Source organism: Qipengyuania sp. S6317L1 (assembly GCF_023015615.1).
Classification (GTDB): Bacteria; Pseudomonadota; Alphaproteobacteria; order Sphingomonadales; family Sphingomonadaceae; genus Erythrobacter.
In genome coordinates this window covers 379396-392608 of the sequence record NZ_JALKAJ010000002.1, presented here as the reverse complement: position 1 = coordinate 392608, position 13213 = coordinate 379396, and the positions used below count along the sequence as shown (strand labels likewise).

At 58.6% G+C, this 13213-nt stretch carries 12 protein-coding genes; 4 read left to right on the top strand and 8 right to left on the bottom strand.

Annotated features, from left to right (window positions below):
* Window positions 1-30: 30 nt before the first annotated feature.
* Entirely contained in the window at window positions 31-1497 is a 1467-nt protein-coding gene (locus tag MWU38_RS03175) for a S41 family peptidase (protein WP_247270381.1), read from the bottom strand.
* Window positions 1498-1755: 258 nt separating this feature from the next.
* Here MWU38_RS03175 and MWU38_RS03170 point away from each other — a divergent pair, with 258 nt between their 5' ends.
* A complete protein-coding gene (locus MWU38_RS03170; RefSeq protein ID WP_247270380.1) occupies window positions 1756-2349 on the top strand; it encodes a YbhB/YbcL family Raf kinase inhibitor-like protein in 594 nt (197 codons plus the stop codon).
* A gap of 28 nt (window positions 2350-2377) precedes the next feature.
* The gene (locus tag MWU38_RS03165; RefSeq protein WP_247270379.1) at window positions 2378-2620 is read left to right on the top strand and encodes an SWIB/MDM2 domain-containing protein; all 243 of its coding nucleotides are present in this window, start codon (window positions 2378-2380) and stop codon (window positions 2618-2620) included.
* Window positions 2621-2717: 97 nt separating this feature from the next.
* Here MWU38_RS03165 and MWU38_RS03160 read toward each other — a convergent pair whose 3' ends face one another.
* On the bottom strand, window positions 2718-3116 hold the full coding sequence (locus MWU38_RS03160) for a DoxX family protein (RefSeq protein WP_247270378.1): 399 nt from the start codon (window positions 3114-3116) through the stop codon (window positions 2718-2720).
* Between the two features lie 156 nt (window positions 3117-3272).
* Between MWU38_RS03160 and MWU38_RS03155 the strand changes: the two genes are divergently transcribed.
* Window positions 3273-4619 carry a dipeptidase gene (locus MWU38_RS03155; RefSeq protein ID WP_247270377.1) on the top strand — a complete coding sequence of 449 codons (1347 nt, stop codon included), beginning with the start codon at window positions 3273-3275 and terminating at the stop codon, window positions 4617-4619.
* Here the strand turns inward: MWU38_RS03155 and MWU38_RS03150 are convergent.
* Both MWU38_RS03150 and dapD read right to left on the bottom strand, forming a co-directional pair.
* Window positions 4616-4786 (bottom strand): hypothetical protein, encoded by a 171-nt coding sequence (locus tag MWU38_RS03150; RefSeq protein ID WP_247270376.1) that lies wholly within the window; start codon window positions 4784-4786, stop codon window positions 4616-4618. The genes MWU38_RS03155 and MWU38_RS03150 overlap by 4 nt on opposite strands.
* A gap of 61 nt (window positions 4787-4847) precedes the next feature.
* Window positions 4848-5684 carry a 2,3,4,5-tetrahydropyridine-2,6-dicarboxylate N-succinyltransferase gene (gene dapD, locus MWU38_RS03145; protein ID WP_247270375.1) on the bottom strand — a complete coding sequence of 279 codons (837 nt, stop codon included), beginning with the start codon at window positions 5682-5684 and terminating at the stop codon, window positions 4848-4850.
* 165 nt (window positions 5685-5849) lie between these two features.
* On the opposite strand from dapD, the gene MWU38_RS03140 reads away from it, so the two are divergent.
* On the top strand, window positions 5850-8240 hold the full coding sequence (locus tag MWU38_RS03140; RefSeq protein ID WP_247270374.1) for a S8 family peptidase: 2391 nt from the start codon (window positions 5850-5852) through the stop codon (window positions 8238-8240).
* A 16-nt stretch (window positions 8241-8256) separates the two neighbouring features.
* Here MWU38_RS03140 and MWU38_RS03135 read toward each other — a convergent pair whose 3' ends face one another.
* The 4 genes from MWU38_RS03135 to MWU38_RS03120 form a co-directional block, all read right to left on the bottom strand.
* Window positions 8257-9327 carry a phosphotransferase family protein gene (locus tag MWU38_RS03135; protein ID WP_247270373.1) on the bottom strand — a complete coding sequence of 357 codons (1071 nt, stop codon included), beginning with the start codon at window positions 9325-9327 and terminating at the stop codon, window positions 8257-8259.
* 95 nt (window positions 9328-9422) lie between these two features.
* Window positions 9423-10757: an acyl-CoA dehydrogenase family protein gene (locus MWU38_RS03130; protein ID WP_247270372.1), complete on the bottom strand. Its 1335-nt coding sequence runs from the start codon at window positions 10755-10757 to the stop codon at window positions 9423-9425.
* A 110-nt stretch (window positions 10758-10867) separates the two neighbouring features.
* The gene (locus MWU38_RS03125; protein ID WP_247270371.1) at window positions 10868-12316 is read right to left on the bottom strand and encodes an MFS transporter; all 1449 of its coding nucleotides are present in this window, start codon (window positions 12314-12316) and stop codon (window positions 10868-10870) included.
* Window positions 12316-13197: an SDR family NAD(P)-dependent oxidoreductase gene (locus MWU38_RS03120; protein WP_247270370.1), complete on the bottom strand. Its 882-nt coding sequence runs from the start codon at window positions 13195-13197 to the stop codon at window positions 12316-12318. The genes MWU38_RS03125 and MWU38_RS03120 overlap by 1 nt, the downstream gene beginning before the upstream one ends.
* Between the last annotated feature and the right edge of the window lie 16 nt (window positions 13198-13213).

The following is a 13213-nucleotide window of genomic DNA, read 5'->3' as shown; positions in this document are numbered from 1 at the left end:
TTGCTGAGGGCGCCAGCACGCATTCGCAACCTAGAACAGGCCCGGTATCTGATACTGCGCTGCCCGGGGTTCTTGCGGCATCACCATTTTGGGAGCGATGGACCGCTGGGCGATCTGGCCTTTTTGACCGCTGATGGCAGTGCAACTGCGTCCGCCAAGAAAATCGAGCGCGGTGGCGATGGAGGCTTCGGTCGGATCGCCAAGTGGCTTTGTGAAGTCATCCTGGGCACGACAAGTGTTGGGCATAACGCCCGCGAGGCCGTCGAAATATTCGCCATCGCCATCGGCGTTGACCGTTCGGAAGGTGACGGCACGAACGCGCAGATCGCACGAGGCAAGATCGAAGGCGAATTGTCCCACCGGTTTGCCTGATGTGTTGGTCCCGACAAGTGCCACACGTTCCGGCGCAACATAGGGGAGCATCGCGTTGGTCACTAGCTCACTGGCCGAGGCGGTGCTTTCGGTCCCGATCAGCACCAGTCCTTCCGGTTGAAGGGCGTTTACCTCGCTTCTGAAGTTTCGCAGGAAAACAAAACCCTGATCCTGAAGGTCTTGCACCCGCTCAGGCCGGACAAGGGTTTCGCTGAACAGATTGCTGACATTGTTGCGGCCCATAAGGTCGCCCAGTGTCTCGGCATTTTCGACAAGCCCGCCGCCATTGTAGCGAAAGTCGAGGATAAGCTCGCTTACATTATTGGAGGCAAACAGCTGGAAGGCGTCGCGCAATTGGTTGCTGGCTCCGCCTACGATGAAAGTGCGCAGGTTGAGATAGCCCACGTTGCGGCCCGCATCCTGCAAAATCAGCGCGCCGTAGCGGTCCGATACGGGATCGAGCGAGAATGCGGCCTTGGCAACGCTGGCCTCGATGACTGTGCCATTGGCCTGCGCAAAACGAAGAACACGGGTCACCCCTGCATCTAGCGGCCCGAGCGCGTCGATTACGGCCTGTGCGCCGCCAGCTGCCATCAAAGAGCTGACTGTTTCGAGGTTGGAGCTATCGGTGCCGATAGCGAGAATTTCGGTGCCGCGATCAATCCCTGCCTGAAAACCGGGCGCATTTTCGAAAGCTTCAAGAATGAAGATGCGATTGTTGTCGAAATCGAAACTGAGCCGGATACCAAAGCCGGCGCTCGCGCCGGAATTGATCAACGCATTTTCTTCGGCAATCGACGTTGCAAAGGTAAAGCCCTGATCGCGGTTCGCCGCGCGGGCAGGCGCCACACGGGCATCAAGATAGGATTGGACGGTGGCGAAACTTGCCTGATTGACCGTGTTGTCGAGAAGATCGGGGAACAGATACCAGTCGCTCAGGACGTTATCGGCGAACTCGATCTGCTCAGAGACTGCACATGCGACTGGTGCAGGTGACGGCGAAGGCGCCGGAGACGGTCCGGCGACGGGTGGCGCGCTGCTGCCGCCACCACCGCAAGCGGCAAGCGCCAGCGCCAAAGTGGCAGACAGGGCAGTTCGCCCGGCGACAGAAGGACTGAAACTCATAGGAAAATGCGACTCCGGAAACCTTGTATTTTTCACTCTAACCCCAAGCCAAAAGCATTCATGCACAGATCATACGACAGGGGCAAGAGAGGCCCGAAGATTGAGAATAGGGGGCAAATTTGCCAGATTTGTCGGTTCCGGAGGGGTTTCCCTGGGGAAATTATCAAGTTTTCCTCAGAAACTCGGGCAAATCGCCGTGTGCTCCCTCGTTTTGCCCCCTCCTACCGACTAGCACCATAGACATGGAAAGACAGAATCATGGCTAATATACCTGACTGGCTCAACGACAGCCTGCCTGAGGCTGCGCGTCATACTGGACTTGCCATTGCCAAGCTTGGCAATGCCAAGACGCTTGGCAAAGGCGGATTCAGGATCTGGAGCCCGGCTTTCGTTAGCGGCGAAGAACTCGATCCCTGTTTTACCGCTGTGGAAGAGGACGCCGTTGCGCCCCCTCTTGAGTGGACCGCGCCTCCTCCCGGATCGCAGGAAGTGGTGATCATCGTCGAGGAAGCCTCGAGCGATGGCGATACGCCTGCGTGCCAATGGGTCATTTGGGGTTTGCCGGGACAAAAGGGCAAACTTCTTGAAGGCGAGGTGCCGCCGCGCGCTGGTAAGAATGCGGTTGGCAATTCCGAGTGGCTTTTGCCTGATCCTGCGATCGGTGAGACACGCCATTACGTCTTTCAAATTTTCTCCACAGACTTGCCTTTGACAGCGATGCCAGGGGCTAGCCGTGATGAAATAATCAAAGCAATAGAAGGATTTGTGACCGGTTGTGCGGTGCTTTATGCTCCCTTCACAGGGGTTGAAGCAGCGGATGCCGATTTCGATGATGACTTCGATCTAGAATAAACTGCCATACCACAAAGGGAGATAATCCATGGCAAACGCACTGCAAAAACCCGTTCAGCTTTCTGACGACCTCGAAGCCGTGGTCGGCAAGGGTCCAATGACCCGTGCTCAAGTGACTTCGAAAGTCTGGGAATACATCAAGGCTAACGACCTTCAGGATTCCAAGGACAAGCGTCAGATCAATCCCGATGCCAAGCTTGGCGCGGTGATCGGCAAAGACCAGATCTCGATGTTCAAAATGACTGCTGCGGTGTCAAAGCACCTCACCTAAGCCTTTGGGCCTGGACAAATGACGGGGCAGTGTGCGGGATGAGAGAGCCCGCGCGCTGCCCCTTTTTGTTGCCGGCTTGCCTTGTTGGTGGGTGAGGTCAGTCCTTGCGGCTCCAGGGCATCGGAACTTCACCCACCCACAAGGCGAGCCAGATGATGATTGGCTGCGCGATCATGCGGGGCACGTGATAGATCAGACCCAGTCCGCCATCTTCGCGGGCCATGTCGAGAACGAAGTGATTGATGTTCGCGGGCCAAACACAAAGGGCATATAACGCAAGCCCGATGCCACCCGCTTGGCGTAAGCGCAGATTGAATGGCTGTAAAAGGGCGATAGCACCGAGGATTTCGGCAATGCCGGTCCACAGCACGACCTGTTCGGGAAAGGGCACTGCACCGGGCATAATCGAAAGGAAGGGTTCGGGCCGGACGATATGCAGGTAACCGGCGTAGGCGTAAAATATCGCGAGCACTATGCGCAAGATGGCGCGGATCATTTCTTGTTCCCTTTCCCGGACTGTTGAGCCCAATTTTACCCGGACCTTGCTCTCAAAGCGGCGTAAAAGTCCAATTGTTTGAAATGGGTAATGGGGTTAACTTAGATTTTGCGAGCTTGAACCGTGCGGCGGCTTGCGAATTGCGGAGAGTGTCGAATGAAGAAAAGTGCCTTATCGCTGATCGCCTGTAGTGCCCTTGTGGCTGCGTTCCCACTCAGCGCGCAGGACAATCCTGTTTCATTGCCTGAAACAGCCCCTGGTGATGAGGTGGTCGAAGAACCGATTGATCCGGCGATGCGAGAGGCATTGACTGCGCTTGACATAGCGCCCGTGTTCGATGGGCATAACGATGTGCCCTATCAATTGCGCACGCGTTACCAGAACCAGATCGATGGTTTCGATTTTACCGATACGACCGCGACGGGCGCCAACCACCCGGACGGGCGGGTGATGCATACCGACCTCAACCGGCTCAATGAAGGGCGCGTCGGCGCGCAATTCTGGTCGGTCTTTGTCTCGGCGCTGCAACCCGAACCCGAAGCTGTCCTTCAGACGGTTGAACAGATTGATGTCACCAAACGGTTGATCGCGGCCTATCCCGATCAAATGGCCTATACCGACAATGCCGATGCGATTGAGAATGCGATGGCCGATGGCAAGGTCGCCTCGATCATCGGTCTCGAAGGTGGGCACTCCATCGGGTCCAGCCTCGCGGTGTTGAGGCAGATGTATGAACTTGGCGCGCGCTATATGACGCTCACCCATTTCCGCAACACGCCTTGGGCCGACAGCGCGACGGATGATCCGGTTCACGGCGGGCTCACCGATTTTGGCAAGGATGTGGTGCGCGAAATGAACCGGCTGGGTATGCTGGTTGACCTTAGCCATGTGAGTGAAGAGACAATGATGGACGCGCTCGATGTGGCGCAGGTTCCCGTTATTTTCAGCCACTCAGGCGCGCGTGCGGTCAACGGCCATTCGCGTAACGTGCCTGATGCGGTCCTTTTGCGTCTGCCGGAAAATGGCGGGATCGTGATGGTGGATGCCGTTCCGGGCTATCTCAACAACGAACGCCGTGAATGGTTTGCCGAGCGCGAAGCGCAGGAGGCGCGCTTGAAATCGCTTCATCCCGGGCAACCCGATGTGGTTGAGGCGGCTATGGTTGAATGGGATGCGGCCAATCCAGAACCCGAGACCACTCTTGCGCATATGGCCGATCACATCGATCATATCCGCGCTTTGATCGGCGTCGAATACATCGGCATCGGCGGGGATTTTGACGGCATCCCCGCTGGCCCGGTCGGTTTCGAGGATGTGAGCGATTACCCCGCGCTCTTCGCAGAACTCGTGCGCAGGGGGTATAGCCAGGTTGAGCTTGAGCTTATCGCCAGTCGCAACATCTTGCGCGTGCTGCGCGAGGCCGAACGTCACGCGGCCCGCGTATCAACCGAGCGACCGATTGAAACAGTTCTGACCACGGGCGACGAGGCGCCGCGCGATTAGTTTGAAAGCGCGGGCACGATCCATACGACGCTCATCGCGATCACTGCCAGAAGCAGGCTGATCCCCAGAATATAGCGCAAAATTCCAGGCGTTGACGCAGCACGCGCATCGTCATCTTCGATGTGAACTGCGTTATCGTCGTGCGTCGTTCGTTTGTTATCTACCATTTACTGACCCTTCCGTCGTTCCTTTATTAGACCAACTGTGTGGCCAAAAGAAGGTTCCAACTCAATCTCTCAGCAGCTCATTGATGCCGGTTTTTGACCGCGTTTTTGCATCCACGGTCTTGACGATGACAGCGCAATAGAGCGACGGGCCAGGTGTGCCATCGGGAAGGGGTTTGCCGGGCAGGGAGCCGGGCACCACGACTGCGTATGGGGGGACTTTGCCCATGTGCACTTCACCAGTGGCACGGTCCACGATCTTGGTCGATGCGCCAAGGTACACGCCCATGGAGAGCACAGCCCCTTCGCCCACACGCACACCCTCTGCGACTTCGGCGCGCGCTCCGATGAATGCGCCGTCGCCGATGATCACAGGTTCCGCCTGAAGCGGTTCGAGCACGCCGCCGATGCCTGCGCCGCCTGACAGGTGCACATTCTTGCCGATCTGGGCGCATGAGCCGACGGTTGCCCAGGTGTCGACCATGGTGCCTTCATCGACGAATGCGCCGATATTGACGAAGCTTGGCATCAGGACCGCGCCTTTGCCGATAAAGCTGCCCCGGCGCACCACCGCGCCCGGAACGGCCCGGAAGCCGGCATCAGCGAAGCGATTTTCGCCCCAGCCGGCAAATTTAAGGGGGACCTTGTCAAACGCAGGCTCACCCGCGGAGCCGCCTTGCATCAAGCCATTGTCGTTGAGGCGGAAGGACAGCAGCACGGCTTTTTTAAGCCACTGATTGACCTGCCAATCGCCATCACCTGACGGTTCGGCCACGCGCGCCTTGCCGCTATCGAGCAGGGCAAGCGCTTCCTCGACGAGCGGCTTCACATCGCTTGTCGGAGTGATGGTGTCGCGCACTTCCCAAGCGGCTTCGATGTCTTTGATGAGGGTGTCGGTCATAAATTCTCCAGAGGACGCAGCTTTCCAACCACCAAGGGAGTGCAACTGGAAAAAGCGCAAGTCGGCTACGCAGTTGCTGCTAGCTCGTCATGAGCAGCCCGGCAAGGTCGCGATGCTAGCAAAATTTGCTGAAGCCCGGCGGGGCATAGGCAAAGGAATTCTCGCATGACACTTATCTCCCGGCTGCTGTCCGGCGCCTCCCATTGCGCGCCGTACTCTGATCGCAATGCCGTGCGACTGCTTGGTGCAGCGGCTATATGCGCGGCGCTTTCTGCATGCGGCGGCGGGGCGGGCGGGCAGGGCGTCAGCAATCTTCCTCCTCCCCCTCCAGCCGAGCCGACACCCACCCCACCGCCGCCTCCGCCTGCGTCTTTCGATTCCCCTGAAATGCGGCGTTCTGATGGTCCCGGCTTTCATGGCGCAGAGACAGCTTGGCTCGACGGGAGCACGGGAACCGGCGAGATCATCGCAATCGTCGACACCGGGATCGACAGTGACAGTCCGGAATTTGCGGGTCGTGTTCATCCGGATTCGCAGGATGTGACCGGAATGGGCCGCCCCCTTGATCCGGACGATGATCACGGCACCAACGTCGCACTTGTCGCGGCAGCTGCGCGCAATGATACAGGCGTGCTTGGTATCGCCTTCGACGCTCAGGTTCTTGCGCTTCGGGCGGATCGCCCCGGCTCCTGCGGTTCGGATACTCCGCAGGATGCATCGCTTGGATGTGTCTTTGCCGACAGTGATATCGCACGCGGCATCGATGTGGCGGTTGCTTCGGGTGCGGCGGTCGTCAATCTGAGCCTCGGAGGCAGCGCGGCCTCACTGGAATTACAAAACGCAATCGGCCGTGCGGCAGATGCGGGCGTTGTCATCGTTGCAGCTGCGGGCAACGCAGGCCTTTCGCCCGATGAAGTGGACGAGTTTACGCAAACCATCATCGCGGCGGGCGGTGACAATGTCATCATCGTGGGTTCGGTCGATGACAACGGCGAGATGTCCGGTTTCAGCAACCGTGCAGGGCAGTTTGCAGGCAATTATATCTCTGCACGCGGAGAACGGATTTGCTGTGTTTATGACGACGGTGATTTGTTCGTTGAAACGATTGACGGTCAGGATTTCATCACCCTGATTTCAGGGACCAGCTTTGCCGCGCCGCAAGTAGCAGGGGCGGTTGCTCTGTTGGCGCAGGCTTTCCCCAATCTCACCGGCGCCGAGATCACGCAAATCCTGCTCGAAACAGCACGCGATGCGGGCGCTCCGGGGACAGACGACGTCTTTGGCGCAGGGATCCTCGACATTGCCGCGGCTTTTCAGCCTCAAGGCGCGGTGAGCATTGCGGGCACGCAAAATGTGCTCGCGCTGGCGGACACATTTGCGATTGGTTCGGCGGCTATGGGCGATGCGCTCACCACCGCTTCGATCAATACCATTGTGACCGACCGCTATGACCGTGCCTTCACCGCAGCGCTGGGCGAAAATTCGCAAGCAGCAGCGCCTGTCCAGCGATTGCGCGGTGCTGTCGAAATTGGCGGCTACACAAGGTCGGCGGGCAATGATGACCTTTCGGTTGCGGTCACAGTGGGCGAGGGCGCGCGTGCAGCGGGGCTCGGCTGGGCTCAAAGCCTGCAACTCACGAGCGAGGACGCATATGGTGCGCGTGTGCTTGCGGGCCGTGTGGCTGCGCGCATTTCGCCCGATCTGCAGATGGGTTTTGCCATATCACAAAGCGCATCCGGCCTTGTGGCGCAAATGCAGGGCGCGCGGCGCAGCGCGTTCCAAATCGCGCCACAGGCAGGCCGCGATAAAGGTTTCGTCGGCAGCAGTCAGATTGCGATCGCAAGCCGTCACCAGCTTGGGGCGTGGGGGCTCACTCTTTCAGCGGAACGGGGCCGCGCATGGCTTTCCGGATTTCGCACTTTCAGTGACGCCTTGAGCGGCCAGCGCGAGCGGCGCCCGACAACGCAGGCGGCTCTTGCGGCTGACCGCAAATGGGCAGGCTTCGATATTACCGCAGGCGTTTCGCTTCTGAATGAAGAGGAGACGCTGCTTGGTGCGCATTTCAACCCCGCGTTCGGACTGACCGGCGCACAAAGTGTATTTCTGGATGGACGCATTTCACGCAGCCTAGGCAGCAAATGGCACGTCGGGGGATCATACCGCGCTGGCTTTACCCGGCCTGATGGCGGCGCGCTCATTGGTTCCGGCTCGCACATCCGCACGAACGCCTGGTCGGTTGATCTTTCGCGCTCCGGTTTCCTTGGCAGGAGCGACAGCCTCGGCTTCCGGCTGAGCCAGCCGATGCGGGTTAGCGGCGGCGCGCTGCAATTCGATTTGCCAGTGGATTACGATTACACCACAGAGACCGCGATTTATGGCCGTCAGGCGTTGTCGCTGGTGCCGACGGGTCGGGAGATCATCGGGGAACTGGGATGGCAAACATCCTCGCCGCTCGGGACGATCACGACCAGCGTGTTTTATCGAAACCAGCCCGGCCACCTGCGCGATGCACCAAGCGATGCAGGCGCGCTGGTTTCGCTGAGCTCCTATTTCTGACGCCAGGATTCGCGCCTTATTCGGGCATCCCGGCTTCAAGCGCGAATTCATAGGCTCGGTCGACCAGAGGTGCGACCCGCTCGCTCATGGATTTGGCATGGGCGGATGATGCAGTGCCGTCGATCACGCGTTTCTTGATGCCCTGAATAATTCCGGCAAGGCGGAAGAGGTTGTAGGCAAAATACCACTCCATCGGCGGCACGGGATAGCCGGTGCGCGCAACATAGCGGTCAACCGCCTCTTGCACAGACGGGATGCCCAAAGCCTCCAGATCGAGGCCAAGCAGCCCCGCGCGCCCGTCGCCCGGCTGGAACCAGTTGAGCATAAGGTAGGAGAAATCGGCAATCGGATCGCCGAGGGTCGACAATTCCCAATCGAGGACCGCGATAACGCGGGGTTCGGTCTTGTGAAAAATCACATTGTCGAGGCGGTAGTCGCCGTGAACAACTGAGCTTTCATGTTGCGGAGGGATCGTCTGGGGCAGCCATTCAATCAGCCGCTCCATCTTGGGCATGTGCTCTGTTTCGGAAAGCTTATATTGTTTCGACCAGCGCGCAATCTGGCGCGCGCAATAGTCATTGGGTTTGCCAAAATCGCCAAGGCCGATTTCCCCGGGCTTGTTGAGGTGCAGGTCGGCCATCGTGTCGATAAGGGCGTTGTAAAGCGCGCGGCGTTCGGCCGGTTCCTGACCGGGCAGTGCGCCGTTCCAGAGAGAGCGGCCATCGGCCATGCTCATGACGAAAAACTTTGACCCGATAACGTCTGTATCTTCGCAAAGACCATAGGTTTTAGGCACCGGAAAACCGGTCGGGTGAAGGCCCGTCATTGCAGCATATTCGCGGTCGACCGCGTGTGCAGACGGCAACAATTTACCAAAGGGCTGTCGACGAAGAACGTAATTGGTGGAAGGCGTTTCGATCTTATAGGTCGGGTTCGATTGGCCACCTTTGAACTTGGTATAGCTGATCGGGCCTTCAAAGCCTTCGACATTGCCCTCGAACCACGCGGTCAACGCCTCAAGATCAAGCTTGTCTTTGTCAGACACCTCAACGGTGCCGACCATTTCCTTATCGAAATCAATTTCCATATCACGCGCTCCCGCCAAGGACGGGGGCCTCCTTCATCCAGATAACACCTGCGATGGGTAGTGAGTCCCCGCCCATGCGGGGACTCACCAAAGTGTCAGCGTGCAACGCCCATGTCGCCAGAGCTCATGCTGTCTGCGTCATTGGCAGGGGCAGAACCATCGCGCAGCGCATTGGCGCTTGGCCCGGGCTCGGGTGTATGCTTGCCAAATTCCATACGTGCGATGGAGCGGGCGTGCACTTCGTCAGGACCGTCCGCAAGACGCAGGGTGCGCTGATGTGCGTAAGCATTGGCAAGGCCGTAATCGTTCGACACACCGCCGCCGCCGTGGGCCTGGATCGCATCGTCGATGATCTTGAGCGCCATGTTGGGTGCTTGCACCTTGATCATGGCGATCTCTTGCTTGGCCGACTTGTTGCCGACCTTGTCCATCATGTCTGCGGCCTTCAGGCACAGGAGGCGGGTCATGTCGATGTCAATGCGGGCACGCGCCACACGCTCTTCCCAGACCGAGTGCTTGTAGATCGGTTTGCCGAATGCCTCACGTTCTTGCAGGCGCTTGCACATCTTCGCCAGAGCTTCCTCGGCAACGCCGATGGTGCGCATGCAGTGGTGAATACGGCCCGGGCCAAGGCGCCCTTGCGCGATCTCGAAACCGCGACCCTCGCCAAGAAGCATGTTGGAAACCGGAACGCGAACGTCCTTCATTTCCACTTCCATGTGGCCGTGCGGGGCATCGTCATAACCAAAGACGGGCAGGTGACGGATGATATTCACGCCCGGCGCATCGTTTGGCATCAGAAGCATGGATTGTTGCGCGTGGCGTCCGGCGGTCGGGTCGGTTTTGCCCATCACGATCGAAACCTTGCAGCGCGGATCGCCCAGACCCGATGACCACCATTTGCGGCCATTGATCACATATTCATCGCCATCGCGCTCAATCCGGGTTTCGATATTGGTCGCATCCGACGAAGCGGTGAACGGCTCTGTCATAAGGAAGGCGGAACGGATTTCGCCATTCATGATCGGGCGAAGCCACTGTTCCTTTTGCTCCAGCGTGCCGTAGCGGTGGAACACTTCCATGTTGCCGGTGTCGGGCGCAGAGCAGTTGAAAACCTCAGAGGCCCAGCCGATGCGGCCCATTTCTTCGGCGCACAGAGCATATTCGAGGTTTGTAAGGCCGGGGCCTTCGAACTCGAACGTCTCTTCGACGTGGTGGTGGCCGTCGTTGCGCGGCGGCATGAAGAGGTTCCAGATACCTTCTTCCTTGGCGATCTTCTTCTTGTCTTCGATGATCTGGATGACTTTCCAGCGGTCGCCCTCGGCGTCCTGCTGTTTGTAGACATCCATGTTCGGACGAATGTGCTTCTCGATGAAATTGCGCACTCGGTCGCGCCAGTACACCTGGCGTTCGGTGGGTTCAAAATCCATTTCGGGGGTCCCTCTCGTTCTTTCTAAACATACCACATATACGAATCACCGTGGCATGGCTGAACGCTCGCGCCAAGGTGGAATTTGTTTCAGGCCGCGCTTTTTGAAGGTTACGCCTTTTGAACCCCGATCTGCGCTTCTCTTGCCGCAATCCGTGCCTCGTGCTGTTCGCGGGTGATGGGGAAGCGGCCAAGCCAGAATGCGGCAATCAGCCCGAGCACAATCGTTGCAACCGCAAAGGCTATTATGATCGTCGATAGCACGCTGAATTCGACCGTGGCAGGGTCCGCACCCTGTTCGAGTTGCGAATAGCCGATAATCTGACCCGTGATCGCAGCGCCAAAGCCGGTGGCGCATTTCTGCACCAGCCAATTGCCCGAATAAAACGACCCTTCCGCGCGCCGTCCGGTTCGCTCTTCAAAGGCCTCGACTATCTCTGCGAGCATTGAGGTGGCGGAGATCATCAGCACCACGCCGAACATATTGGCAATGATGGTGAAGGCGAAAAACAGCACGGTCGAGCCAAGCGACGGGATCGCTGGCCAGAGCCCGCCGAGGAAAAGAAAATAGGGCAGAAGGCCGAATGCGATAGCGATAATCGCGCTCACGGCCGCGCTTTTCGGTTTGCCGAGCCGGTTATGCATCGGACCCACGAGCATGAACATGCCCACAACCGACACGCCAAGAATAAAGGGATAAGCGGTCAATCCGTTCAGCCAGGCGGGCGCCCAATCAAAGCTTACCCGGTCAAGTTGCCAGATATAGATATTGAGAAAGTTCGAGATCGAAAATGTCATTCCCTGACTTACGTAAGCGGCAAGACCGCCGGCGGCGAAGATGAGAAAGGCTTTTTCTGAAAAGGCCTCGAATATCTCGGAGAAGGCATCGCGAAGGCTGAACGGTGCGGGTTTTGTTTCTGGCAGATTTGCAACAATATGGTGCTGGCCAATGGCAGAGCCGAGGACGGCGATCGCCATAAGGATTGCGCCGAACAGGCCATAGGCAGGATAGCCCTTCTGATCGAGCAATCCGTTCTCGCCCGGCATGAACACGGTATAGGCAAGAACCATCATCACGATGCCCCCCATCCAGCCGGACAAATACCGATAGCGGAAAAGGGTCGTGCGCTCCTGATAATCGGATGTGAGCTCTGGCACGAGACTGACCGAGGGGACTTCGCAAGCGGAAAGAAACAGGCGAACGGCAACCATAATGCCCAGAAGTCCAAGGGGAGATGGGGCAACGCCGCCGGGCGGTGACCACAAAAAGAGCCACATAAACGCCAATGGTATGGGCGCCGCATAGAGCCACGGCAATCGCCTGCCCCAGCGGGTGTAAGTGCGGTCCGAAAGGTACCCGATGATCGGATCGACAACCGCGTCGATCAACAATGCGGCAAGGAGGATAAGGCCCACAAGCCCCGCATCCATTCCCAGCACCTGGCTGTAATAGAACAGCAGGAAGAAGAGAAAGCCGCCGTCCTTCACGCCAAAGGCCACCGCGCCAAAGCCGTGGATCAGCTTTATGCGCATGGGGATCTTGCCTTGGATGAGGCCCATCAGCTTGCGGCGCTTCCAGCGGGTGAACCCGCCGCCGCCGCCTCGGCTTCCTCTTGCATCTTCTGAAGCCCTGCAAACAGCGTTTCTTCTTCCGGGTCCCACGAATGGCGCGGTCCGATTGTGATGCCGCCATCCACGACCAGCGATGTGCCAGTCACAAAGCCCGCTGCATCGCTGGCAAGATAGGCCACGGCCTCCGCAATATCGGCAGGCTGTCCGCCGCGCTTGACCGGCTGTGCGTTGGCGGATTGCTGGGCAATGACGGCCTTGGCCATTTCCTTCATCTCTTCAGGCACTTCGATTGAAGAGGTGAAGATATTTGTGTTGATGAAGCCCGGCTGGATCGCGTTCACGCGGATATCGTGCCGGGCAAGGTCGGCGGCTGCGCATTTGGTAAGGTGCAGGACGCCCGCCTTGGCAACGGCATAGGCGGTGGGGGAATACCCCGGGCCAACGGCTGCAACGCTTGAAACATTGACAATCGATGCGCCCCGGCGCCCCTTCATATGCGGGACGGCATAGCGGATACCAAAGGCAACAGAACGAAGGACGAGGTCCATCGTCCCGTCCCATTCACTGGGCTCGATCTCGTCAATCGGCGCCAGCGCCCCGCCAGCCGCCGCATTGTTGAAGACGACATCAATCCCGCCTGTTTCAGCAGCGGCATGGTCCATCAATGCCTTGATCGAGGCCGTATCGGTCACATCGCAATGAACAAACCGGACATCGCCTTGTGTTTCAGCCGCCAGCCGCGCGCCGCCATCATCGTCGATGTCGCTGGCAAAGACGGTTGCCCCTTCGCGGGCGAAAAGCCTCGCTGTCTCAGCACCGATCCCCGACGCAGCGCCGGTGACAATTACGGTTCTCCCTGAGAATCGCATGATCCCGTTTCCTCTC

Coding starts and splice junctions, on each gene's coding strand:
- MWU38_RS03175 (WP_247270381.1), bottom strand. CDS start 1,497: ATGAGTTTCAGTCCTTCTGTCGCCGGGCGAACTGCCCTGTCTGCCACT.
- MWU38_RS03170 (WP_247270380.1), top strand. CDS start 1,756: ATGGCTAATATACCTGACTGGCTCAACGACAGCCTGCCTGAGGCTGCG.
- MWU38_RS03165 (WP_247270379.1), top strand. CDS start 2,378: ATGGCAAACGCACTGCAAAAACCCGTTCAGCTTTCTGACGACCTCGAA.
- MWU38_RS03160 (WP_247270378.1), bottom strand. CDS start 3,116: ATGATCCGCGCCATCTTGCGCATAGTGCTCGCGATATTTTACGCCTAC.
- MWU38_RS03155 (WP_247270377.1), top strand. CDS start 3,273: ATGAAGAAAAGTGCCTTATCGCTGATCGCCTGTAGTGCCCTTGTGGCT.
- MWU38_RS03150 (WP_247270376.1), bottom strand. CDS start 4,786: ATGGTAGATAACAAACGAACGACGCACGACGATAACGCAGTTCACATC.
- dapD (WP_247270375.1), bottom strand. CDS start 5,684: ATGACCGACACCCTCATCAAAGACATCGAAGCCGCTTGGGAAGTGCGC.
- MWU38_RS03140 (WP_247270374.1), top strand. CDS start 5,850: ATGACACTTATCTCCCGGCTGCTGTCCGGCGCCTCCCATTGCGCGCCG.
- MWU38_RS03135 (WP_247270373.1), bottom strand. CDS start 9,327: ATGGAAATTGATTTCGATAAGGAAATGGTCGGCACCGTTGAGGTGTCT.
- MWU38_RS03130 (WP_247270372.1), bottom strand. CDS start 10,757: ATGGATTTTGAACCCACCGAACGCCAGGTGTACTGGCGCGACCGAGTG.
- MWU38_RS03125 (WP_247270371.1), bottom strand. CDS start 12,316: ATGGGCCTCATCCAAGGCAAGATCCCCATGCGCATAAAGCTGATCCAC.
- MWU38_RS03120 (WP_247270370.1), bottom strand. CDS start 13,197: ATGCGATTCTCAGGGAGAACCGTAATTGTCACCGGCGCTGCGTCGGGG.